The sequence below is a fragment of the Tsukamurella sp. TY48 genome, assembly GCF_019656655.1.
GTDB lineage: Bacteria > Actinomycetota > Actinomycetes > Mycobacteriales > Mycobacteriaceae > Tsukamurella > Tsukamurella strandjordii.
On the sequence record NZ_BPMV01000001.1, the window covers coordinates 88,837 to 114,282 of the forward strand.

The following is a 25,446-nucleotide window of genomic DNA, read 5'->3' on the forward strand; positions in this document are numbered from 1 at the left end:
TCGATTTGAATCTTGTAGCCTCGAAGCCCCACGGCTACCCTAATCGAAAGCCTATCGATTTAGGCCCGCTCGCACGCGGGCTCCGAGACCGAGGACGTGGTGTGGACATCGTCATCGCCCCAGCGATTCCCGACTCCCCCGCCCGGGTGCACGCCCCCACCCGGCCGCCGCTGCGCGTGGCACTCGTCCAGCACCGTTGGCACGACGACCCCGACCGCCTGGAGTGCGAGCTGACCGAAGCCATCGGTGCGGCGGCCGCGGCCGGCGCGCGCGTGGTCTTCCTGTCCGAGATCACCTTGATGCGGTATCCCGCTTTCGAGCGGGCGGGGGCCCGCCCGAGTGACCTGGCGGAGGACCTGCATCGCGGCCCCACGTTCCGGTTCGCCGCGGCTGCCGCCGCCGAGCACGGGGTAGTCGTACACGCGTCGCTGTACGAGAAGCATCCCGACGCGGAGCCCCTCGGCTACAACACCGCGATCCTGGTGGCACCCGATGGTGAGCTGCTGGCCCTGACCCGCAAGCTGCACATCCCGGTGACCGCCGGGTACTACGAGGACACCTACTTCCGTCCCGGTCCCGCCGGCGACCCGTACCCCGTGCACGCTCCGGACCAGTTGGGCGGCGCCCGTTTCGGACTGCCGACCTGTTGGGACGAGTGGTTCCCGGAGGTCGCCCGCGGATACTCGCTGGCGGGCGCGGAGGTGATCGCGTATCCCACCGCCATCGGATCCGAACCCGATCACTCGGATTTCGACACGGCGCCACTGTGGCGGCAGGTGATCGTGGGCAACGGAATCGCGAACGGCACCTTCATGGTGGTCCCCAATCGCTGGGGTGACGAGGGGGCGATCACCTTCTACGGCAGCTCGTTCATCTCCGATCCCTACGGGCGCGTATTGGTGGAGGCGCCGCGGGACTCCTCGGCGGTGCTCGTGGCCGATCTCGATCTGGATCAGCGTCGCGACTGGCTCACCCTGTTCCCGTTCCTCGCCACCCGGCGTCCGGACACCTACGGCGCGCTCACCGAACCGGTCGAGGCCCGTCACCCGTTGGGAGGCATGCGATGACGTGGCGAATGCCCTCGGAGACCGCACCGCAGGAGCGCACCTGGATGGCCTTCCCCTCCGCCGGATACTCGCTCGGGGACACCGAGCAAGAACAGCACGAGGCCCGCACCACATGGTCGGCGGTGGCGAACGCGATCGTGGGATTCCAGCCCGTCACGATGATCGTCGACCCGGGTGAACGGGCTGCGGCCGCCCGATACCTGTCGGCGGAGATCGAGGTGGTCGAACGTCCGCTCAACGACGCCTGGATGCGCGATATCGGGCCCACGTTCGTGGTGGACGATCACGGGACGGTGGGCGCCGTCGATTGGACGTTCAACGGATGGGGCGGACAGGAGTGGGCGCGGTGGGACCGCGACAGCCTGATCGGACAGTCGGTGGCCGAGCTCGCCGGCGTCGAACGCATCGATTCCGCGCTGGTCAACGAGGGCGGCGGAATCAACGTGGACGGCGAGGGCACCGTCCTGTTGACGGAGACCGTGCAGCTCGATCCGGGCCGCAATCCCGGACTGTCCAAGGCCGACGTCGAAGCCGAGCTCGCTCGCACGATCGGCGCGACACACTTCGTGTGGCTCCCCTTCGGCCTGGCCCGCGATTCGTCCACGTTCGGCACGCGCGGCCATGTGGACATCGTGGCCACGATCCCGTCGCCCGCAGTGGTGCTGCTGCACGATCAGCGCGACCCGAGCCACCCCGATCACGAGCGATGCGCGGTGTTGCGTGAGGTCTTCGCATCGACGACGGACGCCGCCGGGCGCGCGTGGGATGTGCGATCGGTTCCTGCGCCGGCCGTGCTGCGCGATGACGAGGGCTTCGTCGACTACAGCTACATCAACCACGTCGTCATCAACGGCGCGGTGGTGGCCTGCTCGTACGACGATCCGAACGATGCAGCCGCGGTGGAGATCCTGGCGGATGCCTACCCGGGCCGGGAAGTGATCACCGTGGACGCCCGTCCGCTCTTCGCTCGCGGCGGCGGCATCCACTGCATCACGCAGCAGCAACCCGCACGCTGATCCGGCGGGGCGGTGCGCCGGATATCGTTGGTCCGGTGCAGCCCCCGAACGCCTGGCGCGGATCGCTCGCGCGCTGGGATCTGATCCCCGATGGTGCCGCCTTCTCCACGCCCGGCAGCGATCTGCTCCCCGTCCGGTATCGGGGCGCGCCCGCGATGCTCAAACGGGCCCGCACGCCCGAGGAGCGGGCCGGGGCCGCGGTGCTGCGGTGGTGGGACGGCGACGGTGCGGCGCGCGTCTTCGCCCAGCACGACGACACCGTGCTCATGGAGCGCGCCACCGGACCGTCGGACCTGATGGCCATGGCCGAGGGCGGGCGCGACGACGAGGCGAGCCGCATCCTGTGCGCGACGATCGACCATCTGCACCGTCCGCGGGCGGGCCGGCCCGACGCCGAGCTCGTCGGGCTGCGCGAGTGGTTCGCATCGCTGCACGCGGTCCGGGACGACGGTCCGCGGTTCGCCCGCTCGTGGTCGGTGGCCGATGACCTCCTGCGCACCTCGCGCGACGAGGTGGTCCTGCACGGCGATGTGCATCACGACAACGTGCTCGATTTCGGCGAGCGCGGCTGGCTCGCGATCGACCCGAAGAACGTGATCGGCGAGCGCGGCTACGACTACGCGAATCTGCTCACCAATCCGGATCTGGCCACCGCTTCCGATCCGGAGCGATTCCACCGGCAGCTCGGCGTGATCGTCGCGGCCTCCGGCCTGGACCGCGATCGCCTGCTGCGGTGGGTCGTCGCCTTCGCCGGCCTATCGGCGGCGTGGTTCCTGGAGGACGAGGAGCTCGACCGGGCCGACCACGACTTCGCCGTCGCCGATCTCGCCTGGACGGCGCTGACCGATCCCGCTGCGAGGTCCAGCTAGCCGCTTCGGAGGCTTCCACCGTGATGGAGCGGGGCCGCCTCAGCCCGCCGGGATCGGCAGCGGCGCGGGCGCGGTGCCGGCTCCGAAGGGGCTGCCGCCGAGCTTCTCCCGGCCGTGCGGGGTGAACCAGTTCGCCAGGTCGGGCCCCTTGGGGACGATGCCGGTGGGGTTGATGTCCCGGTGCACCTCGTAGTAGTGGCGCTTGATGTGGTCGAAGTGGGTGGAGTCGCCGAAACCGGGCGTCTGGAACAGATCCCGCGCGTACGCCCACAACACGGGCATCTCGCTGAGCTTCTCGCGATTGCACTTGAAGTGGCCGTGGTACACCGGATCGAACCGGGCCAGCGTGGTGAACAGCCGGACATCGGCCTCGGTGATGGTGTCCCCCACCAGGTACCGCTGCTTAGCCAGTCGCTCGCTCAGCCAGTCGAGGCGGTTGAACAACTGGTCGTAGGCGGCGTCGTAGGACTCCTGTGAGCCGGCGAAACCGCAGCGGTACACGCCGTTGTTCACGTCGCGGTACACCAGCTTGTTCACCTCGTCGATGTCCGCGCGCAGGTCCTCCGGGTAGAGCTTCGGTGCGCCGGGCCGGTGGAAGTCGGCCCATTCGGACGAGAAGTCCAGCGTGATCTGCGGGAAGTCGTTGGTGACCACCGCACCCGACGGGACATCGACGATCGCCGGGACCGTGATGCCCTTGGGGTAATCGGGCACGCGCCGGAAGTAGGCGTCCTGCAGGCGCGGGATCTGCAGGACGGGGTCGACGCCGCCGGGATCGAGGTCGAAGGTCCACGAGCGCTTGTCGTGGGTGGGGCCACAGATTCCCAGCGAGATCGCGTCCTCGAGGCCCAGCAGGCGACGCACGATGATCGTGCGGGTGGCCCAGGGGCAGGCGTACGAGGCGACGAGGCGGTAGCGGCCCGCCTCCACGGGGTAGCCGTCGCGGCCGTCGCGGGTGATGCGGGTTTCGATGTACCGGGTGTCACGCTCGTAGGGCTGATCCGCGGTGATGTAGGCGCCCTGATCGTCCTGCTGCTGCGCTGCGTCGCTCATGGCTTCCAGCGTAGGCCCGCGTCGGCTCGCGTGCGGGGTGCCGTAACGGCCGGCTGGAACAGGGCGATAATCACAGGAGCAGTCGTCGATGAAGACCGCGTCGATGTTCGCCCCGACGAAGGGAGTCCAACGCATGCGCACGTCATTGATCGCCCTCGGCGCCGCCGTCGCCGCCGTGGCCGCTGTCGCCGGTGTGAGTACCGGTTCCGCTGCGGCCGCACCCGTCTCCTGCCCCGAGCTTCCGCAGGACGTGATCGACGGTGCGCTGCGCACCGTCGACCCGCCGCTTCCGGGGGAAACCTGGCAGGTCGAGGCGATGGGCGGCTCCGTCGATTGCACGCTCAACTGGGTCTCGCTCGGCATTCACGGCACCGCGAGCTCACCGCGGCAGGTCCTGCTGTTCGACCATCGGAAGTTCGCCGGTACGCCCACGAAGAAGGCGAACGCCTATACCTCGGTGGTCGGCAGTTCGGGCCCCGGGCAGATCACGGTGCGGTTCAAGTGGCTCGCACCGTCCGATCCCAACGCGGCACCGTCGGGCCGGGCGGACGTGCGGTTCCAGCTGATGCCGCAGTCCCCGCCTCGCCCGCTCGACCCGATCCCGGCGCCGGTCGCCGACTGACCGACCACGGGTGATCAGCCCTGCGTCGCGGCCCAGGCCTCGACGCGTGCCGCGCTCTCCTCGTCGCTGAGGTCCTCGACGCGGGTCATGATCGACCAGCGCACGCCGAACGGATCCCGGATGCTGGCGTAGCGGTCGCCGGAGACGAAGTTCGCGAGGGGTTCCCGAATGGTGGCGCCGGCGGACTCGGCGCGCGCAACCACCTCATCGGCGTTGCCGCAGTACAGGCCCAGCGAGTAGCAGTCGGCATCGCCCTCGGGTGCGGGCACGAGTCCGTATTGCGGGTTCGGCTCGCCCAGTTGTAGACGGCCGGAACCGAAATCGAGATCGGCGTGCACCACCGTTCCGTCGAATTCGGTGACGGCGATGGTGCGGGCGCCGAAGACCTCGCGGTAGAAGTCGATCGCGGCCTTGGCGTTCGGTACGGCGATGAACGGCGTCAGCGAGGTGAGGCCGTGCGGGATGCCGTGGGTGGTGTGGGCGCCGTGCGCGGCGGTGATGTTCTCGGTCATGGGAACGACGGTACGAGCGGGCCGTCGCCGCGGGATTGAAGATTCGCGACAGCCTAGGATCGGGGTGTGAGCGATCCGGCGGTGAACCGACGAGGCGTGCTGTACCCGGCGGCACTGCCCACGTTCGAGCGCCGCGCACCGTCGCCCGATATCGCGGAACTGGTTCGCTGGTTCTGGATCTCGCAGTGGGACATCGCGCCCGGCCGGGTATCCCGGCAGGAGCTGCTCCCCTTTCCCGCTCTCAACCTGGTGGTCGAGACATCGGGGGTGGGCCTCTCGGGTGCGGCGACCGCTCGTGGCCACCGCGATCTCACCGGCCGGGGCTTCGCGGTGGGTGCGCTGCTGCGTCCCGCGGCCACCGCGGCGGTCACCGACGATCCGCGGGCGATCCTGGACGCCTACTCCCCCGTCGACCTCCCCGCGCTGCACGAGCAGATCGCCGCGGCCATGGGCCGCGCGGATATCGACGCCGCCTGCGCGGCGTACGAATCCTGGTTCCGCACGCTCGCTCCCGTGGTGTCCGATGAGGGCCGGCTCACGAACCGCCTCGTGGCGCTGATCGAAGAGGACGAGAGCCTGCTGACCGTGGACGAGGTCGCGGCGGCGACGGGCACATCGGCACGCACCGTGCAGCGCCTCGCCCGCCGGTACGTGGGCCTCACCCCGCTCGCGATGATCCACCGGCGTCGCCTGCAGCACGCGGCGGAACTGCTGCGCACCGAGCCCGACGTGCCGATGGCGGACATCGCAGCGGATCTGGGCTACGCCGACCAGGCGCATCTGATCCGGGACTTCCGCAAGGTGCTGGGATTCACCCCGGGCGGGTACCGGCGCGACGCGCAGCGATAGCCGATCAGCGCGGCTTGTTGACCTCGTCCGCCACGCTGTCGGCGGCCGCGCGCACCCCGTCGAGGTTCTGGCGGGCCATCTTCACGCCCTCCGAGGCGGCGGTGGTGGCGATGTTCGTGGCGCTGGCGGCGATCTTGCCGACCCCGCCCGCGACATCGCCCTTGAGTGCTTGCGCGGCACCGTCGACGATCTCGCCGGACTTGGCGACTGAATTCGTGGCCACGTTCACCGCGGCGTCGATGTTGTCCTTGATCCGCTTGCCGATCATGAGGCCTCCTCGCTGGTGCTGCCCAGCGTAGCGCCGGCGGCGCTCAGTCGGGCGCGAGTGCGCGAGCCCGGTCGGTGACCGCGGGCGCGACCCACCGGCTCAGGTACGCCCGGAGACCTCCGGCGGTGCGGGGCGGCTCGCCGGGAGAAATGAAGAAGGACTGCATGATCCGCAGTTGGAACTCGACCAGCTCGCGGAGCGCCGCCTCGTCGTAGCCGTACGCGGGCCAGTCGACGTCGAAGCGCTGGATCATGGTCATGCCGAAGGCCATGGCCTGGCCGGACGCGATCTCCTCGGTGTGCGAGTGCGCGCCCGAGAGCATGAGCCGCAGATGCGGTGCGCGGGGCACCTGGTCGAGCGTGAAGACGATGCCCTCGACCACCGCCGCGGCCGGATCGGTGACACCGCGCAGGTGTGCGGCGAGCCGGTCCAGGAATCCGCCGACGGACTGCACGGCGGCGGCCTGGAGCAGTGCGTCGACGGTCGGGAAATAGCGGTACACGGTCTGGCGGATCACGCCGAGCGATTCGGCCACCTCGGCGATCGAGGTGGTGCCGCGGGTGCCGATCAACTCGACAGCGGTGGCGACGATGCGCGACGTGGCCTCGCCGTCGTCCACCGGAGGTGTCCCGTTCCATCCCCTGCGTGCCATCGCACCAGGTTACAGGTTCGCGCGTTATCACCATACAGAACGTGTTCTATGTGTATGGTTCCGGCATGACCGAGCTGCACCCCCGCAAGATGGACTTCCACTTCGACGAGGCGCCCGTACCTTTTCTGTGGAATCCGGAGAACCCGGGTTTCTCGTCGATGATGAACGCGGTCTCGTTCCTGGCCGTGGGCTTCGAGAAGATGATCGTGAAGCTGATCCTCCAGCTGCGCAAGGAGTTCAAGGATCCCGAGGTCACCGCGGAGGCCACCGCCTTCATGCAGCAGGAGGGTCACCACTCCACCGCGCACCGTCGGCATGTGCAGGCACTGATCGCGCAGTACCCGGGCTTGGAGAACACGCTCGATGCCGTGATCGGCGAATTCGATCTGCTCACCGAGGCCACATCGACCGAGTACCGGATGGCGTACACGGCCGATCTGGAGGCCACGTTCACGCCGGTGTTCAAGCTGATGCTGGACAACGAGGAGAACCTCTTCCGCCCGGGCGACGACCGGGTGGCCTCGATGTTCCTGTGGCACTTCGTGGAGGAGGTGGAGCACCGCAGCTCGGCGCTGATCATCTACAACGCGATGGTGGGCAGCGAGCTGTACCGGATGCGGATGGCGCCGTCGATCTTCGCGCACGTGCTCAAGGTGATCCGCATCGCCTGCGCCGGTTTCAATCAGCATGTGCCGCTGAAGGACCGACAGGTGGATGCACTCTCGATGTTCGCCCGATACCGGCTCAAGCAGAAGCTGCTGGTGGGGCTCGCGCCGCACCTGACGAAGGGCTCGATGCCACGCGCCTTCGACGTGCTGCCGCGGGGTGAGCAGCTGGTCGCCATGAAGGGCATCATGCGGAGCCAGACGCCGGGGCACGATCCGGCGCACGAGGATCTTCCGGTGCTGGCCGGCGAGTGGCTGAAGCGGTACGACGCGGGCTACGACTGCACGCGCTGGTACTCGTCGGCCACCGCGGAGGTGTGAGCCGTGGACATGTGCACGCCCACCTTCGACGGCCTGGCGCGGCGCATGGGTTTCACCTGCGCCGATACCGGCGGCGTGGTGTCCTTCCGCAGCCCGTTCGCGCTGGAGAACTGGACGCTGCCCGTGCTGGAGGTCACGATCATCCTCGGCTCGGCACTCGCACTGGTCTACGCGTGGCGACGGTGGCGGCGTGCGGGCGACGCCACCAATCTCGCGGTGTGGTTCGGCGCCACCGCGTACCTGTTCGTGATCGAGCCGCCGCTGTACTTCCCCGGCGCCTTCGGCATCGACGGTTACGTGGACACGATGTTCGCGCACAACCTGTTCACGATCGAGTTCCTCTGGGGCAGACTGCCGCTGTACATCGTGGCGATCTACCCGCTGATGGCCACGATGGCCTTCGAGCTGGTCCGACGGCTCGGGGTGTTCCGCCGGTACGGCATCCTGGTGGGCGCGTGCGCCGTCGGCTTCGTGAACCACGCCTTCTACGAGATCTTCGATCACCTCGGCCCCCAGCTGCGCTGGTGGGAGTGGTCGCTCGACAATCCGATCAACCAGCCGATGTTCGCCTCGGTGCCGATCGGGTCGGTGGTGGTGTTCGCCGCGCTCTGGCCGATGTCGCTCGCCCTGTGCGTGCAGTACATGGTGGGCCGGCACGTGGACGACGGTGCGCGGTTCACCGGCCCGCAGCTCACCGGGCGCACCGTGGTGATCGGGCTCGCGGCCTCCGTGGGCACCTTCGTCCTCCCCCTGCCCGCCACCGTGATCGGCCTCGCCGGCGACACCGTGCGCGGCACGGTCTACATGCTGGAACTGCTGCTGATGTCCGTGGTGGGTGCGGTGGCGATGTGGCGGAGTTGGTCCGCTGCGCGGGCCGGCGACACGTCCGCCCTCGGACCGCGCAACCCGCTGGTGCAGTGGTACGCGACGGCGTACCTCGCAGTGTTCGCCGTGCTGTGGCTCACCGCGCTGCCCGCGTACTTCGGTGCGACCGGCGGGTGGACCGTGAACGGCGATCCGATCGGCAGCCTGCCGTATGTGCTGCTCTGCTTCGCGATCGGTGGCGCCAGTATCGCGGCGGCGTGGACCGTCCGGTTCAAGGACCGATCGGTTCGTGACGAGTCCACAACTGCCCGTGGAGAACTTCTCACCTGACGACAGGGACCTGCACGGGCACGGTCGGTTCTGATGGAGGCATGGCTGACATTCGGAGTTTCACCACGCTCGGCGGGCAGTTCCCCAGCGTCGTCGTGACCGCGATCGAGCTGACCACCTCCCTCGGTACTGATACCGAGTCGACGTGGTCTGCCCTGCTCGCAGGTCAGAGCGGCATTCGCGAGTTGAAGGGTGATTTCATCGGCGTCGACATCGCCGATCTCCCCGTGCGGATCGGTGGCCAGCTGCTCGAGGATCCGACCTCCGAGGTGCCCGAGCGTCCCGACCGTCAGTACGCCGGTGACGTGAGCAAGCAGCACGTCTCCAAGCGCCGCATGTCCTACGTCGAGCAGGCCTCGCACGTGATGACCAAGCGCCTGTGGGACAAGGCCGGACGCCCCGATGTCGACCCGCTCCGCCTCGCAGCGGTCGTGGGCACCGGCCTCGGCGGCGGCGAATCGATGGTCGAAGCCGTGGACGCCCTGCGCGATCACGGCGTCCGCAAGGTCTCGCCCTTCGCGGTGCAGATGTCCATGCCCAACGGCCCCGCGGCCGTCGCGGCCCTGGAGATCGGCGCCCGCGCCGGAGCGATCGCACCGGTCTCGGCGTGCTCGACCGGCAACGAGGCCATCGCCCACGCCTGGCGACAGATCGTGCTCGGCGACGCCGACATCGCGGTCTGCGGCGGCATCGAAGGACGCATCGACAGCCCGGTCATCGCACCGTTCTCGATGATGCGCGCCCTCTCCACCCGCAACGACGACCCGGCCGCGGCGTCGCGTCCCTTCGACAAGGACCGCGACGGCTTCGTCTTCGGCGAGGCCCAGGCGCTGCTGGTCATCGAGACCGAGGAGCACGCCCTGGCGCGCGGCGCCAAGCCCATCGCCCGGCTGCTCGGCGCCGGCATCACGTCCGACGCCTTCCACATGGTGCAGACGGATGTCGAAGGACGCGGGGCGGCCCGCGCGATGAAGCGGGCCATCGAGGTCGCGGGGCTGACTCCCGCTGATATCGACCTGATCAACGCCCACGCCACGGCGACTCCGATCGGTGACATCGCGGAGGCGAAGGCGATTTCGGCGGTGGGCACGGATGCCGCGGTGTACGCCCCGAAGGGCGCGCTCGGACATTCGATCGGTGCCGTGGGCGCCCTCGAAGCCGCGTTGACCGTGCTCTCGCTCCGCGACGGCATCATCCCGCCCACGCTGAACCTCGACAACCAGGATCCCGAGATCAACCTGGACGTCGTGCACGGATCGGCACGCAAGGGCGAGATCAACTACGCACTGAACAACTCCTTCGGCTTCGGCGGCCACGATGTCGCCCTCGCCTTCGGGAAGTACTAGTCAGACCGGGAACCGGCGGGCGATCGCTGCGGCGATCTTCCCGGGCGCGGCCTCCTGGATGATGTGTCCCGCGGCAGGGAGTTCGACGATGTCGAGGTCCGTGAAAGTGCGGCGGATGCGTGGCAGACAGGCTCTCGGCCGGAAGACCTTGTCACGCATACCCCACGTCGCAAGTGCGGGCTTGTCACCGAGTCGCTGTGCAACGTCACGTTCGAGCTCCGCGAGGAAGCCGCGGGCGGCGCGGATCTCCCTGGGCATCACGGCGAGAGCCGCACGCGCGGCGGGTGTGGGCTGCACGGCGCGGTAGTTCTCGAATTCCGCCGGCGGCAGGATTGCGTGGAGTTCCGATGCGAGCACCCGGTCGATCATGACGTTGTCGTCGATGATCCTGCGCTGCATCGGACGGCTGCTCATGATGGCGCTGAACAGTCGCTTGTCGAGCCCGTCGTTCGGCCAGAACGCCGTGTTTCCCAGGACGACACCGCGGATGCGTTCGGCCCGGCGGACGGCTGCCCCCAGTCCGATGGGCCCGCCCCAGTCCTGTCCCATGACGACGACGTCGTCGAGGCCGAGGTGATCGATCAGTTCGCCGAGCAAGGACGACAGTTCAGTGATCGTGTAGCCGAATCCGTCCGGGCGCTCGGACAGCCCGAATCCGAGATGGTCGACGACGATGCAACGGTAGCGGTCGCGGAGCGCCGTCACGATCGCGCGATAGACGAAGCTCCACGTCGGAGTGCCATGACAGAACAGCAGCACGGGGCCTGAGCCCTCGTCGATGTAGTGCATGCGCCCGGCGGATGACGCGAACCAGCGCGATTCGAACGGATACAACTCCGGGTCGGGGACGAAGTCGACGAACATCAGCACCCTCCTATTGCTACATCTGTAGCAATCACTCTACACCTGTAGCATTGGTGCATGGCACCAGATCGGCTACGCGGAGGAGCCCGACGGGACGTGATCGCCGACAGCGCGATCCGGATCATCGCGCGTGACGGCGTGCGCGCCCTGACGCATCGCGCCGTCGACCAGGAAGCCGGGCTCGCCCAAGGTTCAACCTCGCACCTCGCCCGAACCCGGAGCGCATTGATCGAGCTGGTCGTCGATGCTTTGGCGACGCGCACGCTGGCCGACTCCGAGGCCATGACCGACGCGCTCGCGACCCCCTCCGAATCCGACCTCGATATCGACGGGCTCGCCGCCCTCGTATCGTCTCTGATCGAGTCACTCGCCGAGCGCGGCGACGACATGCGGGCGCGCTACGCGTTGATCCTCGAACTGCACGATGCGCCAGACCTTCGAGCGAAACTGACCTCAGGATCCGAGGTGCACCTCACTGCCCAGCGAATCATCACCGCAGCACTCACGAGAGCACACCTGCCCCATTCCGACGATCGCGTGGATGAACTACTCGCGCTGGCGGATTCGCTGGTGTTTCGTCGGACGGCGATCGACGGTTCCACAGCTGTCGAACCCGTGCTCGCCGCGTACCTGCGCGGGATCACCACCGGTCGCGCGTAGGAATCACCCGCCCGCCGATTCAAGTGCCGCTCGCGCGCGGCGTGGCGAAATCCGCTGCCTCCGATGCAGCCGGCTCCCGGAGCCGGTGCCGGCTCCGTGTCAACGCGCCGCTACACAGACCGCACGAAGCAGCGAGCAATCTCGCGGCGATCGGGCTCGTAGCCGTCCCATTTCGCGGCGGGTACGTTGTCGTGCCCAACCTCGCTGAACCCGCATCGGAGGAAGAAGTCGGCGGCCTGGGCACTGACCGTCACCGCGAACAGATCCGAGAGCCCCTTCTCGCGGCAGATCTCCAATAGCCCGTCCATCAGCAAACCACCAGCACCGAGTCCGGAGAACTCCGCGACCGTGATCAAACCCGAGACCTCACCGAATCCCGTACCGGCGTACCGGTCCTTCTCGAGTCCGACGATGCCCGCGAGGTGGCCGGTCCGAAAGACCCGCGCACCGATCCCACCAGCGGCCACCTTGGCGATCTCGATCCGGCTGCGCGGCTTGAGAGTGCCGTCCAGTGATCCACGAGCGACCAAAGCCTCGATCGCCGGGAAGTCGTCCACCCGGAGCGGGGCGATGTGGAGGTAACGACCTTGCGTGAGGACGGTACCGCGGCCATCGAAGGTGAGCAGCTCGAAGTCGAGGTCTTCAGCACGGCAGAGGTTGACGCTGTATGCGCCGCCCGCCAGGGCTTCTCGCGCGGCGGGGGTGAATTCATCGAGCCCGCGTTCGGCCAAGTGCGCCGCCAGCCGGTCGTGATGCAGATCGATATCCGCAAAGCTGCGGGGCGGGGTGCCCCAGCCGCCACCCGGATCGGTCAGCACCATCTTCGACGCCCGAACACTCGCACAGATCGCCCCGGCAGTGCGCGCGACGGACGGTGATTCGACGCCGACGACGACGCACGCCGATTCCGCGACAGTGAGCCACAGTTCGGCGACGGCCTCTTCATTCCAGATCGTCGGGCCGTTCATGGTCCGTCCGCCGACCGTGGCGTTGGTGTCCGCGCACCACTCGGTCGGAACCACGAAGACGAACCGGGTGTCGCCTCCGTCGAATCCTCTGATCGTGCGCGCGACCGCTTCCAGCGCGACCGCGCTCAGCACGGGAAGCGCGACCACGATGGTGACTCCGCGGAACTCGTCGACGAAGAAGTCGCGCTCGGGAACCGGCACCCCGCCAGACGTCAGTTCGACGGCAACGCCACGCGGCACCCGCCGTCCCGGCCGCGGCGCCTCCCGCAGATCGTCAGTCACGATGCTCAAAATTACCGGATCGCGCACCGAAACCTGTCGCTGAGCATTCCGCGTGCAACTGGCAAGCAACTGCTCCGTGGTGCCCCCGGTGAGACTCGAACTCACACTGGACGGGTTTTGAATCCGTAGAAACACATTTCCCCAGGTCACGAAATAGAACGTGATCTATGTTGTTCGCGGCCGATAGATCACGAATACGCCGAGGGACGGGCTGGAGCCCGCGTTCATCCGATACCTGTGAAGGACAGCAAGTAGAGCGAAACCTACGGCGCGTAGCCGGGACGTGGTTCGATCTGCTCCGGCGAGACGGTGTTGCCGATGCCGAACACGCGCCAGTGGTTGGCGTCGAATCCGGGGAGCGCTGGTAGATCCGGGCACAATTGCATCGTCGCGAAGATCGTGTCCTCCGGTAATGCGATCTCGCCAGTCGAGCGGAGAACCACCCCCGAATCAGGCGGCAGCTTGATGTAGGCGACCTCGGGCGACGCATAGTGCGGTCGGGTGGCGACGCCGCGAGTGAGGACATTCTCCCGCAACCACGCGAGGTCTCGACAGAAAGCCTCCAGCGTCTCGGGGACGACGACGAAGGGCAGTAACTCTAGGGCGTTCGGTTGCTCGATCACGGTGACGAAGGACGAGTAGGCCGCGAAGATTCCACGGTTGCCCTCGGTTTCGATCTGGGCGAATGACTTCTCCTGCGTCCCTTCTAGGAAGTCTTCGCCCCACTCATGATGGAAGTCGAGTGCTGCTAGAGCGTCGATCGGCGTGCGCACGTCGAGGCCGGGGTACTCGATCGCCAGGACGGCCTTGTCGCCGCTCACCAGGATCGCCGCCTGCGCGTCCTGGAACAGCGCCACGAGGAAATTGTCATCAGGGTCGGTGCACACGTGCGGGGTCTCGTTCTCAGGCCGGTCATCGACCATCTCGGCGAGCAGCGTGAGGGCGTCAACGAAGTCGCGAACGTCGTCGACGGAAAGCCACCGGCGGAATTTGTCCCGCGTCAGTACCGACTCCAGCTCGTCGAGCAGATGCGGTGACACCACGAGACGGACGCGGCCTTGCCGGGCGAGCTCGATGAGCTGCGCACTGTTCCCGCTGGGGCTCATGACCGCGTTGATGAGCGCATTCGTGTCTAGGACGAGAGTGATCGCCACGGGACGAGGGACCTCCGACTACCGCGCGTAGGCGCCGTGACGGCGTTCGTCCCGAATCGCCTGGGTCTCGGCGGCGGCGAGGGTGAAGGCCTCGTCCTCGGGGAACTCGCCGCGCTCGCGGACCTTGGCGGCCACGGCGGCCAGTGCGGCCCCCGCGAGGTCGGTCTCGCTGTCGAGATCTCCATACCGCGCAGACAACCGCTTCAGTGCCGCCGCGCGCCGATCTTGCGTGCTCATGCGGCCCCCTTCCTGGTGCTGCGGTGTCCGTCCAGCCTACCTGCACTGACTGTTCCCGGACACCCCCAGAGCGCACCCAGGTACGGGTCCAAACGCACAGGTAGCGGGTGAAGGGGTCGGAAGTAGCGGGTAGGTAGCGGGTAACCCAGGCCTGTGACCACCAAGGTAGCGGCAGTAGCGGGTATTTGGAATAGGACAGAGAGAGGGGCACTATCTGCGCGCGCAGATAGTGCGCGCACATGAATACTCACATACATATTCGAGGTAGCGGCCAGGCCTATGTAGGAAAGCAATTTGTACGTAAGACTTAGAGGCAACCCAAACATGAAGGGCCCGAATGCGAGTCGGCCCCTTCGTGCCCTATCTGATTTACCCGCTACTCCCGCTACCGCGCAGGTCAAAGGGCACGACTCGGCACGGTCACCCGCTACCTTGCCGCTACCTGACCCGCTACTCGGGCGATCACGAAGCCACAATCGCCCGTGAGCGCCGTCGAGGACCGCCGGACGGGACGGAGGCGCCGAAGGTGCGCCGATCGCTCAGCGGGACAATGAGGGCGTGGCAGGGCACACGAGGGAGCGCAGGACGACGGACGAGCGGACACCCGGGGGCAGGGCCCCTCCCCCACGGCCACGAGGGAGCCCCCATCGTGCTGTCAGGAATGCTTCGTTCACCCAACTAAATCGTTCGATACAGCAGGCGGGTGGGTCGAAATTGCTCCTGACCTGCGGTTTTACCGCCACCGCCGGACGCGGGCGAGCCCGGAGCGGTCGACGGTGCACGCCACACACGACCGCCCAGACGCGAGATAGCGAACGAGATTCGTTCCCGCGCAATCGATTCCAGCTCCACTCTCGTGGCGCACCAGCGGGACTCCTCGCGGGGATCGCGCCCACGCCCTCCGAGAGCCACCCCGCGCGGGCCCTACGCGCCAGCACCCCACCGAGTACCGCCCGACGCGGCAGCAGGGCACACAGGCCGCCCGGCGGTCCACGCGGGGACGGAAGCCAGAGCGGCACAGGCGCAATCGGGGTTGACGCCAACCACTACATTACCGCTGCGCGGCGGGTATCGCTGGACGCTCACCGGCGACATGCAAACGGGGCCACCACCAGCCGATCAGTACGCATCGCAGGGGTCTGATTCGCAAAAGCCCAGAACAATATGTACAGTCGTGACACCTATGACACATATGACACTTACGCTGTGACTCACGCCGCATGTGTCATGATTCGGGCTAGCTACCCAGCTACCCCGCGTTAGCAGGAAGGGCCACTAAGGGATGAAGACTCTGACCGCTGGCAGTGTGGACCACGCACAGCTCGACGAGCTGGACCGCTTCCGTGCCCATAACCTGCCCGCCCACTCCGAGCTCGCCGACGCACTGACGTACGTCATCGAGGCAGTTCGCCAGGGCACGAGTGTCACAGTCATCGAGGACAACGCTCGTGTCACCCCGGCGCAGGCGGCCAAGCTTCTTGGCATGAGCCGCACCCACCTGTACAAACTGCTCGACCAGAAGGTCATCCCGTGCATCACGGTAGGCGAGCGGGACCGGCGCATCACGATCGGCGATCTGCGCAAGTACCGGGGCCAGATGGACGCTGACAATGTCGAGCTCGCCGAGCGGTTTGCGCACAAGGACCGCGACCGCGCGACACTCGCCCAGGACATCGCCGACCGATAGCCATTGATCCGGGCTAGCTGGGCAATAATGAATAGATGCCCGCCACGCCCCGGCCGACCCTTCGGTGTGTAAACGAAGACCTCACCGACGAATGGGACGACCGCACGCACCAACGCGCGATGTCGGATGGCTTCCCATCGGGGCCGCCGTCGATGACAGCGCTGAATCACCCCGTGATTCGACACGCGATTGAAGTGTTCAGGGACCTCGACGGCGACCACCAGCGGGAGACCATCAGCGGGTTGTCAGATCCCACGTTCTACAAGCTCAAGACCGGCCGGTGGCGGGGCGCGATCTTCATCGATGAGAACAACCAGCCCTGGCTGGTCGCGGCCGGCCTGAGGCGCGCGGGCGACCGCGACGACTTCTACGCGGACTTCATGAACCGCGTGAACGCGTCCGGCGCGTCGAGCGTCTTACCGACCGCAGAGGACAAGTCACGGCTGCGCCGGGAGAACGCAGAGGGCGAGCTCGGAAAGTGGGAGCAGGGTGTGCACGACGCCGTCCTCGGCGCCGTGGCGCGGATCGGAACCGACGGACAGGAATCCGTCACGCTCTACGCTCTCGGGAGCGAGGCAAGCGATGTCCTGTGTGAAATCGAAGTCACGATTGCCGTTATCGAAAACGACGCGGACGCCCCTGAAGGTTACGGCGAGGTCGTCCTCGAATTTCAGACGATTCGATGGCAGGACGAGCCCCTCATCGGTCGGGCCGAAATCGTAGCCATGTGCGCCATCGAGCCCGACGAACAGAGTTGGCAGGCTGGACACGCCGGTGGTCGGCGGATCTACTCCAGCGACGGAAGTGCGGCAGAGATCAACGCCATGCTCGGTCGCGCACTGCATGAATCGAACAAGGTTCCTGGAGTATCCACTCCCGGCGTAGTTGCGCACTTCGCTCACGAGGCTCGTCTCACCGAACAGTACGTACAGGGAACCGCGACGAAGGCCCTTTGCGGCAAGGTGTTCGTTCCGCGCCAAGCGCCCGATGACCTCGCGGTTTGCCCCGAATGCTGCGCGGTTCGGTCGCGGTTGCCGGAGTAGCAGCGATCAGATCGCCCGGCAGGCCGCTACGCCGCCGGCCTCGTCAGAATTGACGTCGATCGAAACGTTCGGATTGACGTAAACCACTGCATCACATCGTAATTCGCTGTCAGAAGATTTGACACTCCGTGCTGTACTGGAGCCATCGGCGAGCCCGGGGTGGGTGCCCCGGCGGTGACCAGTGCTCCCGTAGCCCTCCGCTCAGCGCCACCGCAGCGGTTTGACCAACTAAGTGGCAGAACAGTCGGTACAGTTCAGCGGTGACAATAAGGCCCTTGCTGCGGAGGCTAGATCTTAAGGCCGCAACGGATGCTGAGCTGGGCGCCCGCACGCGCCTACTGCCTGGGCTAAGAGCGGAGCAAGCACTCTCGGCCCATACCGACCAAGTCGCGGATTTGCTACGGGCATCGATAAGTCAAGCTCCAGATGGCGCCAGGGCCACCGTCCTGTTCGCGGCCAAGCAGCGGGGAGCCAGGCCACTAAACCTGTGGCGACTCCAAGATCGAGTGCTTTACAGAGCTCTTGCGAACTACTTGCGGTCTCAGCTTCCCGCCGGGTCCGGAGATCGAGTGGAACACAGCGCATTCGAGCGCGCCCCACTTGATACCCCAGACGCACGGTACATAACTGCGACGGATATTTCATCGTACTACGTCTACGTAGACCATGCGATTCTCGGGGACGAATTGATCGCTCAAACCGGCGACTACGACACGGTAACATCGACGCTTCGACTCTTAGGTCAAGTGATGTCGGGGAGCGTTGGCCTTCCGCAAGTGCATGATTCCAGCGACCTCTTAGGCGACGTCTATATCGATCCCATTCGGCGCAAGTTGATCAGATCCGGATACCCCACCGAAACCTACTCGGACGACTTCAGGATATGCGCCACGACCCTCGGAGGGGCACGTAAGTCTTTGGAAATGTGCGCGGCTTCCGCGCGCGAACTTGGCCTCGTCCTAAACGAGGCAAAAACATTCACATATGCCCGAGAACACTACGAGAGCAGCCTTGAAAAATTCAAAGTTGAATCACGCAAAGTGGTCGAAGACAACGGGCTATTGTCAGTAGCAAAATTCCTCTTTCACGGCCGTTACGACGATGACGTGTCAAACAGCGTAGAGCCTGAGAGCGATTCTGAAACGACAGAAAGCGTCAGTGCTAATTCAGGCCACCCGGATCCTGAAGAGATTAGGGCTGTGTGGAAACTCTGGTCTGAGAGCACCCGGGACGATCTACAAAAGAATCCGATGGTGCGCCAGCTACTCGGCCAGTCGCTTCCCGAATTGGGCGTACTCGGCGAGATTTCTCCGCTTGATTCGATTGAAGACCTAGTCCGATCGACCCCAGAACTCACACCGAAAGTCTCGGAGTACCTTTGCCAAATTGCGAGATCACATCCGGATAGTCGCCCGGTGGTCGCGGGTAAAATAGTTGAAGCGTTGGATTCAGAGACGTGTAGCCGATGGCAGACCGTGTGGCTGTTACATTCCTCGGGAACGATCGGATTGGAAGACCAGAAGTTGACTGCCCGCCTTTCCCAGGTCCTAGAAAGTGGAGATTCGGTGCTCACCGCATACGCAGCCGAGGCACTGGGGCAGCTGGGCACAGTACCTGCGCAGAAAATCGCTGAGGGCATAGATTTCGTCACTCCAGCACTAAAGGGGTCGGTCGTCTGGGCAGTTGGTCAAATCGAACCGACACTGGCCGAAGATGTGGCCGACTCGAACTTGGAAAGACTTCTGATTACAGAACGTTCTGAGTGACGCACATGCTGTCCGAAAGTGCAGAAGGTTCAATCCGCCTGATAAATCAGACCCTCTCGCTCCACCGGGGAAACTTCCTTTCGATTACACAATCTCGTAACAACACTAAGCGAATAGGGTCTCGATTCGACAACGACGAACTCCAAATCCTTCGCCAGGCAACACTTGTCCGCTTCTTGTCGGTTTCCGAGTCTTTTGCCTCAGAGGCCCTGCTCCACAAAATGGAGCAGATGATGAGTTCAGTCGATCACCCCTCCGGAAGGAAGGTGTGGGAGGACCATTATGAGCAATCCACATCCAGCTGGGAAAGAATGCGGTCTACATTCAATGATCTATTCGAGGTACCGAAGTCTCTTTGGACAGATATTCTAGACCTCACCCATGCACGGAATGCCGTCGCGCATGGTCACGGTAATCTGACGTGGAGGCAGCGTCGCAGAAACACTCGCGACCTGGAAGTCAAGCTGAATCGCCGATCGATCGAAATCAGCGATGGCCGAATTGTGCTATCTGAGAACTCCATCGACCAAGCAGCTCAGGTTTGTCGCGACTTCATCTCTTCGCTCGATGCCGCAGCAGACCTCCAGCGGGTTGTGATCTGACTACTCCACCAGACGTGCAACCGTCAGAATCGCCACCGATTGAAATGTCCGCGTTAACGTAAACCCTTGCATCACAGCCTGATTCGTCGTCGAAACATTTGACACCCCGTGCTGTACTGGAGCCATCGGCGAGCCCGGGGTGTCTTCGATTGACCTCCCAAGAGCATCGGTCCCCTGGGCCCGCCGGTCACTCATCCGCCCCACGCGGGCACGACCACAGGAGGCGATCATGGCGCAAGCTCGCGACCGCGCGCACGTTGCGGCGGGGTCGTTCCCGATCACTGACCCGCTTGTGCGGGTTCCGGCGGCGTGCCGACGCGGGCACGAGCTCACGGCGCGCACGGTCCACGTCACGACCCGCACGGTCGACGGCGAGACGGTGCCCGGTGGCGTCGAGTGCATCCGGTGCCTCCGGGCAGACTGCTTCCGCGCGCACTACCGGATGAGCGCCAGCGATCCCGTGCCGCCGGAGATCCTCGACGATGGCGACTTCATGCGGCAGCCGTGCGGCACCGGACACGCCCCGCGCCGTGCAGAGCCGTGGCCCACCGACGCGGGATGGTGGACCCGCATCGAGTTCGCCAGCGGTTGGGGGTTCTGCGACCCCGACCCCACGCCGGAGCTCCGCGCGACCCGCGAGGCCGATCAGAACGAGCTGGAGCTACGGGACGCGCGCCTTCGCCGGGAGCAGTGCGCGCGGACCGCAGCGGCCAGCACCGCCGCCATCCGCGCGGCGATGAGCGCGGCACGAGGTGGGGTCGCGTGAACATCACCATCGACCTGTTCGGGTACAAAGTCCTCGCCGTCACCATCGGGCTCGCCGGGGAGGCGCCAGACGGTGGCGAGGACTTCGGCCCGGACTCCCCCGCCTACGAGCTGGGATCTGACACCCTCCCCGTCGAGCGCGCCGACTGGCTCGATGACGACGAGGACGCGCCCCGCCCGCTGGTCATCGTGCGCGGCGACCACTTGCGCGGCCGGACGACGCGGACACGGCGCAACCCGCCGCCGATCATGCGCCACGTGAGCCCGCCACCGACCGCACGCAATAGTTCACCCGACCGAACCACATTCGGATTCCACAAATGATCGGAGAACACCTATGACCGGCCGGGCACCGAAAACGTGCTCGTGGCGCAACCCCGAGAACATGGCTCAGGGGTGCTCCCGTCCCGCCGTCGAGCACCGAGGCCGCAACTACCGGTGCGAGCAGCACCCCGTGACGGAGAACTTCGACGCCAACCAGCGCGCCCGACGCCGCCGCATCAAGCCGCTCACCACGGCCGAGAAGGACCACATCCGCGAGCGCGACTGGCACGTGTGTCGTGAGTGCGGCGCGCCCGCGAACCAAGTCGACCACATCGTCGAGATCGCGGACGGTGGAGACAACCGACCGAGCAACCTCCAGCTCCTCTGCGACGAACACCACGCGCTGAAGACGGCCCAAAGCCGACGGGACGGAGACCCCCGCGACGGCGCCACGAAGCGCCGAGAGCTCTCCGCGCGCGCCCTCCAGAAGCGACGACTCCGCGAGCGCGGTTTCTACGTCCAGTAAGGCCACCAGCGAGCAGTCTGCGAGCAGATCCGAAGACGTTGCGAGCAGTTGCGAGCAGATGGAGGCGTACCCCCGCCAGGTATGTGGTGGAAAATAGGTTCTGGCCTAGCAGTTCTTGTGCCCCCGGTGAGACTCGAACTCACACTGGACGGGTTTTGAATCCGTTGCCTCTGCCAATTGGGCTACGGGGGCGTCCGGCCGACCGTCGTGCACGGCCAGCCGAGCAAGCTTACCCGGTCAGCGAACCACGCCCGCCTCGGTATCCACGGAGGCGAGGAAGTCGTCGATCACGGGCCAGGTCTCGCGCACCGCATCGGGGCCGGCGAGCAGGCCGAGGTGGCTCGATTCCACGGTCGCGAACTCCACCCGGGGCGAGCCGCTGAACAGGTCGACCCCGTGCCGGGCGCAGTCCCATGCGCACAGCGCATCGCGGTGCGAACCGAACAGCTGGATCGGCACGTCGATGGTCGACAGGTCCACCGGCTGCTCCCCCAGCGTCACCTTCCCGGCCGCCAGCTCACCGCGGTAGATCAGCCGCTCCCACAGCTGCGCCGCCAGCTTCCCGGGATACCCGGGGAACTTGCGCTGGAACCGGTCGATGGCCTCCATCCGCGCCAACTTCTCGGTGTCACCGAGGTTCTCCAGCACGAACTTCGGCTTCTTCAGCTCCCGGTCCCACGAGGTCGCACGGTACGCCACCTGCACCACCGGCGCGGGGATCCCGCCCAGCAGGCCGAACAGCGCGCCGGGCCCCGCACCGTCGACCGGCCGGGCGAGCGCGCGCACCAACGGGTACGGCGGCTGCGCGTCGTAGTTCAGGGGCGTCGCGATCGAGACGATCGACCGGATCGGCTGCTTCGATGCCCCCGCGGTGAGGAAGGAGAGCGTGCCGCCGAGGCTCCAGCCGTACAGGTCCACGCCGGCACCGTCGGGCGCCGTGCCGCCCCCGAAGTCCTCCAGCACCCGGGCGATGGCCTGCGGGATGATGTCGAGCGCGAAGTCCTCGAAACCCAGATTCCGGTCCCCGTAGCCCATCTCACCGAAGTCGAGCACGTAGGCGATCCGGCCGGTGGACGCGAGGTGGGAGACGACGGAGACCTCGGGCGAGAGGTCGTAGCAGGAGGCGGGTGCCGCGATCGGCGGGATCAGCAGCACGGGCGCGGCGCCGGCGGCCGCAGCGGCCTCCCGGGCCTCCTCGGAGGCATAGCGGCGCAGCGTGCGGTGGGGCTCCTCGACCAGCGTGACGTGCGGAGTGTGCACCACGGGACGGATGCCGTCGCCCAGCGTGAGCGCCCAGAGGTTCTCCGCGCGAGCGCGCAACTGAGCCAGACTCAATACGTTCATGGGTAGACGGTACCGCGCACGTCCGAGCACCTTTCGCCCCGCCCGGTAGCCTTTGTGCACGCCCACGAACCGAAGGGGAACCGCATGACGCAGGACCGCGAACCGGCGGCGCACCGCGTGCTCGTCGCCGAGGACGAGGCGATCATCCGGCTGGACCTCGCGGAGATGCTGCGCGAGGAGGGCTACGACGTGGTCGGCGAGGCCGAGAACGGCCAGATCGCCGTCGACAAGGCCCGCGAACTGCGTCCCGACCTGGTGATCATGGACGTCAAGATGCCGGTGCGCAGCGGACTGGACGCCGCCGAGGAGATCGCCCGCGAGCGCATCGCGCCCGTGGTGATGCTCACCGCATTCGGTCAGCGCGAGTTCGTCGAACGCGCCCGCGAGGCCGGGGCCATGGCCTACCTCGTCAAGCCCTTCACCAAGCTCGACCTGGTGCCGGCGATCGAGATCGCGATCAGCCGGTTCGCCGAACTCGCCGCGCTCGAACGCGAGGTCACCTCACTCGCGGAGCAGCTCGAGACCCGCAAACTCGTCGATCGCGCCAAGACCATCCTGATGCAGGCGCACGGCCTCTCCGAACCGGATGCCTTCCGCTGGATCCAGCGCACCGCGATGGACCGTCGCACCAACATGCGCACCGTGGCGCACCTGGTGGTCGACACGCTCGGCGGTCAGACCGAGGGCTCCGGCAAGGCCTGACAGCGGCCCGTCGGTCCTTCGCTCCGGATCAAATGGCGCGCATCGGGCGCTGCGGCATCGCCTGGTCCCGGTAGTACCCCGCGCGCGGGGTGTTCGGGAACGAGGGCGTCCCGTCGACGGCCGACTTGTCGTTCTGCCGGTCGATGACCTTCTTCACGGCCTGCGGCGACGTGCCGGTGTAGCGCGCGATGTGCACGATCGGGATACGGGCCGCATAGGCCGCCAGGATCGTCTTGCGGTACTGCTCCTCGGCGTTGGCCTTCAAATGCGACCAATGCGAGATCGGGCTGAGGAAGTCGCGCACCTCTTGCGGCGTGGGCTCGGGAACCTTCGGCATCTCTTCTCCATCGGTCTGACCCGGGAATCCCCGGGCAAGCTGACACAGGACCTTCAACTCTCCATCGATCCTGCCTCAAGCTTTGTTACACGTCGGTTGGATTAGTTCGGCGGGGGTGGTACAACGGGCAGCGATGCCTCCCTCAGCAGTGGCGACGCAAGCGCCGTCCATCCTCCATACCTGGGTCTTCACCCCCGTCGTGTCGGCTCTCATGATCGTCGCGACGATTCTGTACTGCTACGGCGTGATCCGCGCGCGTCGCGCCGGTTCACCGTGGCCGTGGACCCGCGTGCTGTCGTGGTTCATCGCCATGGCGCTGATCGTCTTCTCGGTCAACACCGTGATGGGTGACCTGGCCAAGCACCTGTTCTGGGCGCACATGGTGGTGCATCTCAACCTGATCACCGTGGTGCCGCTGTTCCTGGTCCTGGCGCAGCCCATCCGGCTGCTCGCCACCGCCACCGGAGAGAAGGGCGACCGGCGCGTGCGCGCGGTGCTCGGCAACCCCGTGATGCGGGTGTTCGCCAGCCCCATCGTCGGGCTGCCGCTGTACGCCGCGGTGCTGATCGGCACCCACCTCACGGGCTTCCAGGACCTGGCCCTGGAGACCCCCTGGCTGCGCAACGCCGAGTACACGGTGTACCTGTTCGCCGGCTGGCTGTTCATGCTGCCGCTGGTGGGCGACGAGCTGTGCGGCCCCACCAGGCTCTCGCATCCGCTGCGCTTCGCCTCGTTCCTGCTGGCCATGGGCCCGGACACCCTGGTGGGCGTCACGCTGATGATGACCTCCACCGAACTGGCGCCGGAATACGCGGCTTCCCGGGTCGGCTGGGGCCCCACCGGGCTCGAGGACCAGGCCGCCGCGGGCGCCATCATGTGGTTCGGCGGCGACGGCCTGATGATGCTGCTCCTGCTGATCGTCGCCTTCCAGTGGATCACCGCCGAAGCCACCGGCAAGCGCGGCGGCGGCATGGGCACCTGGCTCGACTCCGCCCGCCGGGGCACGCTGATCGGCGACGGTTCCGACGTGGACGTCGACGACGATGAGGCCGCGCTCGCCGCGTACAACGCGCGGCTCCGGGAGATGAATCAGCGCCACGGCTGATCAGTCGACGACGTACCTGCTGATACCCGGGTAGGTGCCGAACCGCACCGCGATCAGCGCCACCACGACGGCGGCGATCACCCCGGTGCACGCCCAGCCCACGGCCTGGATCTGCTTGGCGGTGCGCTTATCGCGGGGCAGCAGCTCGGGCACGTAGACCATCGCGGCCGCCACGGCGGCGCCGGCGACCAGCCCGCCGAGGTGTCCCATGAGCGAGATGCCGGGGATCATCATCGACGCGACCACGTTCGCGGCGATCACCACCACGAGCGAGGTGGGATTCATCCGCATCCGGAGCAGCAGCACCAGTTCGGCGCCCATCAGGCCGAAGATCGCCCCCGAGGCGCCCACGGTGATCGTGTTCTCCAGGCCGAACCACAGCACCGAGGCGCTGCCACCGAGCAGCGAGATCGCGTAGATCGCGCCGTAGTGCGCGCGGTCCATCACCTGCTCCACGCTGCGGCCCAGCACGTACAGCGAGTACATGTTCACCAGCAGGTGGATGGGTCCGAAGTGCAGGAAGCCCGAGGTGATGGCGGTCCACCACCAGCCGTTCGCGGTGGCCGCCTCCGACAACGCGAGCTCGCGGACCTCGGGTGCCGACATGTTGTACTGAATGCTGCCGGAGGCCTTCGCGCTGAACGCGAAGGCGATCACGTTGACGGCGATCAGCGAATAGGTCAGCACGGGCTGCCAGCTGCGGCTGGTCGAAACGGTGGTCACCGCTCTAGTTCACCACGACCGG

The 25,446-nt window shown here is 66.6% G+C and carries 29 protein-coding genes and 1 tRNA gene; 18 read left to right on the plus strand and 12 right to left on the minus strand.

Annotation, left to right across the window (positions count from 1 at the left end):
- Positions 1 to 101 precede the first annotated feature (101 nt).
- The 3 genes from TTY48_RS00430 to TTY48_RS00440 are packed head-to-tail and all read left to right on the plus strand — an operon-like array spanning position 102 to position 2,952.
- On the plus strand, positions 102 to 1,067 hold the full coding sequence (locus TTY48_RS00430) for a nitrilase-related carbon-nitrogen hydrolase (RefSeq protein ID WP_255585441.1): 966 nt from the start codon (positions 102 to 104) through the stop codon (positions 1,065 to 1,067).
- On the plus strand, positions 1,064 to 2,083 hold the full coding sequence (locus TTY48_RS00435; RefSeq protein ID WP_220655635.1) for an agmatine/peptidylarginine deiminase: 1,020 nt from the start codon (positions 1,064 to 1,066) through the stop codon (positions 2,081 to 2,083). Before TTY48_RS00430 ends, TTY48_RS00435 begins: the two co-directional genes overlap by 4 nt.
- Positions 2,084 to 2,118: 35 nt before the next feature.
- Entirely contained in the window at positions 2,119 to 2,952 is an 834-nt protein-coding gene (locus TTY48_RS00440; protein WP_220655636.1) for an aminoglycoside phosphotransferase family protein, read from the plus strand.
- A 39-nt stretch (positions 2,953 to 2,991) separates the two neighbouring features.
- Here the strand turns inward: TTY48_RS00440 and TTY48_RS00445 are convergent, their stop codons facing one another.
- Positions 2,992 to 4,005: a glutathione S-transferase family protein gene (locus tag TTY48_RS00445; RefSeq protein ID WP_220655637.1), complete on the minus strand. Its 1,014-nt coding sequence runs from the start codon at positions 4,003 to 4,005 to the stop codon at positions 2,992 to 2,994.
- Positions 4,006 to 4,093: 88 nt separating this feature from the next.
- On the opposite strand from TTY48_RS00445, the gene TTY48_RS00450 reads away from it, so the two are divergent.
- Positions 4,094 to 4,627: an LppP/LprE family lipoprotein gene (locus tag TTY48_RS00450; RefSeq protein ID WP_220655638.1), complete on the plus strand. Its 534-nt coding sequence runs from the start codon at positions 4,094 to 4,096 to the stop codon at positions 4,625 to 4,627.
- Positions 4,628 to 4,641: 14 nt separating this feature from the next.
- On the opposite strand, the gene TTY48_RS00455 is transcribed toward TTY48_RS00450, so the two are convergent.
- Positions 4,642 to 5,139 (minus strand): glyoxalase/bleomycin resistance/extradiol dioxygenase family protein, encoded by a 498-nt coding sequence (locus tag TTY48_RS00455; protein WP_220655639.1) that lies wholly within the window; start codon positions 5,137 to 5,139, stop codon positions 4,642 to 4,644.
- A 66-nt stretch (positions 5,140 to 5,205) separates the two neighbouring features.
- Between TTY48_RS00455 and TTY48_RS00460 the strand changes: the two genes are divergently transcribed.
- Positions 5,206 to 5,988, plus strand: coding sequence for a helix-turn-helix domain-containing protein (locus TTY48_RS00460; protein ID WP_255585442.1), 783 nt, complete (start codon positions 5,206 to 5,208; stop codon positions 5,986 to 5,988).
- 4 nt (positions 5,989 to 5,992) lie between these two features.
- Here the strand turns inward: TTY48_RS00460 and TTY48_RS00465 are convergent, their stop codons facing one another.
- Both TTY48_RS00465 and TTY48_RS00470 read right to left on the minus strand, forming a co-directional pair.
- Entirely contained in the window at positions 5,993 to 6,256 is a 264-nt protein-coding gene (locus TTY48_RS00465; RefSeq protein ID WP_220655640.1) for a hypothetical protein, read from the minus strand.
- Positions 6,257 to 6,299: 43 nt separating this feature from the next.
- Positions 6,300 to 6,908 carry a TetR/AcrR family transcriptional regulator gene (locus TTY48_RS00470; protein WP_220655641.1) on the minus strand — a complete coding sequence of 203 codons (609 nt, stop codon included), beginning with the start codon at positions 6,906 to 6,908 and terminating at the stop codon, positions 6,300 to 6,302.
- 65 nt (positions 6,909 to 6,973) lie between these two features.
- Between TTY48_RS00470 and TTY48_RS00475 the strand changes: the two genes are divergently transcribed.
- From TTY48_RS00475 to TTY48_RS00485, 3 genes are read left to right on the plus strand one after another with little or no spacing between them, the layout of a single operon-like run.
- Positions 6,974 to 7,894, plus strand: coding sequence for a metal-dependent hydrolase (locus tag TTY48_RS00475; protein ID WP_220655642.1), 921 nt, complete (start codon positions 6,974 to 6,976; stop codon positions 7,892 to 7,894).
- A 9-nt stretch (positions 7,895 to 7,903) separates the two neighbouring features.
- A complete protein-coding gene (locus TTY48_RS00480; protein ID WP_220658390.1) occupies positions 7,904 to 9,049 on the plus strand; it encodes a hypothetical protein in 1,146 nt (381 codons plus the stop codon).
- 41 nt (positions 9,050 to 9,090) lie between these two features.
- Positions 9,091 to 10,395 (plus strand): KasA/KasB family beta-ketoacyl-ACP synthase, encoded by a 1,305-nt coding sequence (locus TTY48_RS00485; protein WP_220655643.1) that lies wholly within the window; start codon positions 9,091 to 9,093, stop codon positions 10,393 to 10,395.
- Here TTY48_RS00485 and TTY48_RS00490 read toward each other — a convergent pair whose 3' ends face one another.
- Positions 10,396 to 11,259 (minus strand): haloalkane dehalogenase, encoded by an 864-nt coding sequence (locus TTY48_RS00490; protein WP_220655644.1) that lies wholly within the window; start codon positions 11,257 to 11,259, stop codon positions 10,396 to 10,398.
- 96 nt (positions 11,260 to 11,355) lie between these two features.
- On the opposite strand from TTY48_RS00490, the gene TTY48_RS00495 reads away from it, so the two are divergent.
- Entirely contained in the window at positions 11,356 to 11,919 is a 564-nt protein-coding gene (locus TTY48_RS00495; protein WP_255585443.1) for a TetR/AcrR family transcriptional regulator, read from the plus strand.
- Between the two features lie 110 nt (positions 11,920 to 12,029).
- On the opposite strand, the gene TTY48_RS00500 is transcribed toward TTY48_RS00495, so the two are convergent.
- The 3 genes from TTY48_RS00500 to TTY48_RS00510 form a co-directional block, all read right to left on the minus strand.
- On the minus strand, positions 12,030 to 13,169 hold the full coding sequence (locus tag TTY48_RS00500) for a GNAT family N-acetyltransferase (RefSeq protein WP_255585444.1): 1,140 nt from the start codon (positions 13,167 to 13,169) through the stop codon (positions 12,030 to 12,032).
- A 263-nt stretch (positions 13,170 to 13,432) separates the two neighbouring features.
- Positions 13,433 to 14,323 carry a putative toxin-antitoxin system toxin component, PIN family gene (locus TTY48_RS00505; protein ID WP_220655646.1) on the minus strand — a complete coding sequence of 297 codons (891 nt, stop codon included), beginning with the start codon at positions 14,321 to 14,323 and terminating at the stop codon, positions 13,433 to 13,435.
- A gap of 18 nt (positions 14,324 to 14,341) precedes the next feature.
- Positions 14,342 to 14,560 (minus strand): hypothetical protein, encoded by a 219-nt coding sequence (locus tag TTY48_RS00510; RefSeq protein ID WP_220655647.1) that lies wholly within the window; start codon positions 14,558 to 14,560, stop codon positions 14,342 to 14,344.
- Between the two features lie 1,282 nt (positions 14,561 to 15,842).
- On the opposite strand from TTY48_RS00510, the gene TTY48_RS00515 reads away from it, so the two are divergent.
- The 7 genes from TTY48_RS00515 (at position 15,843) to TTY48_RS00545 (ending at position 21,213) form a co-directional block, all read left to right on the plus strand.
- The gene (locus TTY48_RS00515; protein ID WP_220655648.1) at positions 15,843 to 16,247 is read left to right on the plus strand and encodes a helix-turn-helix domain-containing protein; all 405 of its coding nucleotides are present in this window, start codon (positions 15,843 to 15,845) and stop codon (positions 16,245 to 16,247) included.
- A 35-nt stretch (positions 16,248 to 16,282) separates the two neighbouring features.
- Positions 16,283 to 17,290 (plus strand): DUF3039 domain-containing protein, encoded by a 1,008-nt coding sequence (locus TTY48_RS00520; RefSeq protein WP_220655649.1) that lies wholly within the window; start codon positions 16,283 to 16,285, stop codon positions 17,288 to 17,290.
- A 569-nt stretch (positions 17,291 to 17,859) separates the two neighbouring features.
- Entirely contained in the window at positions 17,860 to 19,056 is a 1,197-nt protein-coding gene (locus TTY48_RS00525; protein ID WP_220655650.1) for an RNA-directed DNA polymerase, read from the plus strand.
- Positions 19,053 to 19,658 carry a DUF6545 domain-containing protein gene (locus TTY48_RS00530; RefSeq protein ID WP_220655651.1) on the plus strand — a complete coding sequence of 202 codons (606 nt, stop codon included), beginning with the start codon at positions 19,053 to 19,055 and terminating at the stop codon, positions 19,656 to 19,658. The genes TTY48_RS00525 and TTY48_RS00530 overlap by 4 nt, the downstream gene beginning before the upstream one ends.
- Positions 19,659 to 19,887: 229 nt before the next feature.
- Complete coding sequence (locus TTY48_RS00535; RefSeq protein ID WP_220655652.1) at positions 19,888 to 20,424, plus strand: hypothetical protein; 537 nt, start codon at positions 19,888 to 19,890, stop codon at positions 20,422 to 20,424.
- Positions 20,421 to 20,747 carry a hypothetical protein gene (locus tag TTY48_RS00540; RefSeq protein ID WP_220655653.1) on the plus strand — a complete coding sequence of 109 codons (327 nt, stop codon included), beginning with the start codon at positions 20,421 to 20,423 and terminating at the stop codon, positions 20,745 to 20,747. The genes TTY48_RS00535 and TTY48_RS00540 overlap by 4 nt, the downstream gene beginning before the upstream one ends.
- A gap of 130 nt (positions 20,748 to 20,877) precedes the next feature.
- A complete protein-coding gene (locus TTY48_RS00545; protein WP_220655654.1) occupies positions 20,878 to 21,213 on the plus strand; it encodes an HNH endonuclease in 336 nt (111 codons plus the stop codon).
- A gap of 118 nt (positions 21,214 to 21,331) precedes the next feature.
- Here TTY48_RS00545 and TTY48_RS00550 read toward each other — a convergent pair.
- Positions 21,332 to 21,405, minus strand: a tRNA-Leu gene (locus TTY48_RS00550).
- Positions 21,406 to 21,450: 45 nt separating this feature from the next.
- Positions 21,451 to 22,542 carry an alpha/beta hydrolase gene (locus TTY48_RS00555; RefSeq protein WP_374758694.1) on the minus strand — a complete coding sequence of 364 codons (1,092 nt, stop codon included), beginning with the start codon at positions 22,540 to 22,542 and terminating at the stop codon, positions 21,451 to 21,453.
- A 99-nt stretch (positions 22,543 to 22,641) separates the two neighbouring features.
- Here TTY48_RS00555 and TTY48_RS00560 point away from each other — a divergent pair, with 99 nt between their 5' ends.
- A complete protein-coding gene (locus tag TTY48_RS00560) occupies positions 22,642 to 23,259 on the plus strand; it encodes an ANTAR domain-containing response regulator (RefSeq protein ID WP_220655656.1) in 618 nt (205 codons plus the stop codon).
- Positions 23,260 to 23,287: 28 nt separating this feature from the next.
- On the opposite strand, the gene TTY48_RS00565 is transcribed toward TTY48_RS00560, so the two are convergent.
- On the minus strand, positions 23,288 to 23,596 hold the full coding sequence (locus TTY48_RS00565; RefSeq protein ID WP_220655657.1) for a hypothetical protein: 309 nt from the start codon (positions 23,594 to 23,596) through the stop codon (positions 23,288 to 23,290).
- Positions 23,597 to 23,729: 133 nt separating this feature from the next.
- On the opposite strand from TTY48_RS00565, the gene TTY48_RS00570 reads away from it, so the two are divergent.
- Entirely contained in the window at positions 23,730 to 24,701 is a 972-nt protein-coding gene (locus TTY48_RS00570) for a cytochrome c oxidase assembly protein (RefSeq protein ID WP_220655658.1), read from the plus strand.
- Here TTY48_RS00570 and TTY48_RS00575 read toward each other — a convergent pair whose 3' ends face one another.
- On the minus strand, positions 24,702 to 25,424 hold the full coding sequence (locus TTY48_RS00575) for a rhomboid family intramembrane serine protease (RefSeq protein WP_220655659.1): 723 nt from the start codon (positions 25,422 to 25,424) through the stop codon (positions 24,702 to 24,704).
- Positions 25,425 to 25,446 lie beyond the last annotated feature (22 nt).

Coding starts and splice junctions, on each gene's coding strand:
- TTY48_RS00470 (WP_220655641.1), bottom strand. CDS start 6,908: ATGGCACGCAGGGGATGGAACGGGACACCTCCGGTGGACGACGGCGAG.
- TTY48_RS00450 (WP_220655638.1), top strand. CDS start 4,094: ATGAAGACCGCGTCGATGTTCGCCCCGACGAAGGGAGTCCAACGCATG.
- TTY48_RS00465 (WP_220655640.1), bottom strand. CDS start 6,256: ATGATCGGCAAGCGGATCAAGGACAACATCGACGCCGCGGTGAACGTG.
- TTY48_RS00435 (WP_220655635.1), top strand. CDS start 1,064: ATGACGTGGCGAATGCCCTCGGAGACCGCACCGCAGGAGCGCACCTGG.
- TTY48_RS00445 (WP_220655637.1), bottom strand. CDS start 4,005: ATGAGCGACGCAGCGCAGCAGCAGGACGATCAGGGCGCCTACATCACC.
- TTY48_RS00480 (WP_220658390.1), top strand. CDS start 7,904: ATGTGCACGCCCACCTTCGACGGCCTGGCGCGGCGCATGGGTTTCACC.
- TTY48_RS00455 (WP_220655639.1), bottom strand. CDS start 5,139: ATGACCGAGAACATCACCGCCGCGCACGGCGCCCACACCACCCACGGC.
- TTY48_RS00490 (WP_220655644.1), bottom strand. CDS start 11,259: ATGTTCGTCGACTTCGTCCCCGACCCGGAGTTGTATCCGTTCGAATCG.
- TTY48_RS00475 (WP_220655642.1), top strand. CDS start 6,974: ATGACCGAGCTGCACCCCCGCAAGATGGACTTCCACTTCGACGAGGCG.
- TTY48_RS00485 (WP_220655643.1), top strand. CDS start 9,091: ATGGCTGACATTCGGAGTTTCACCACGCTCGGCGGGCAGTTCCCCAGC.
- TTY48_RS00515 (WP_220655648.1), top strand. CDS start 15,843: ATGAAGACTCTGACCGCTGGCAGTGTGGACCACGCACAGCTCGACGAG.
- TTY48_RS00520 (WP_220655649.1), top strand. CDS start 16,283: ATGCCCGCCACGCCCCGGCCGACCCTTCGGTGTGTAAACGAAGACCTC.
- TTY48_RS00535 (WP_220655652.1), top strand. CDS start 19,888: ATGGCGCAAGCTCGCGACCGCGCGCACGTTGCGGCGGGGTCGTTCCCG.
- TTY48_RS00510 (WP_220655647.1), bottom strand. CDS start 14,560: ATGAGCACGCAAGATCGGCGCGCGGCGGCACTGAAGCGGTTGTCTGCG.
- TTY48_RS00565 (WP_220655657.1), bottom strand. CDS start 23,596: ATGCCGAAGGTTCCCGAGCCCACGCCGCAAGAGGTGCGCGACTTCCTC.
- TTY48_RS00560 (WP_220655656.1), top strand. CDS start 22,642: ATGACGCAGGACCGCGAACCGGCGGCGCACCGCGTGCTCGTCGCCGAG.
- TTY48_RS00570 (WP_220655658.1), top strand. CDS start 23,730: ATGCCTCCCTCAGCAGTGGCGACGCAAGCGCCGTCCATCCTCCATACC.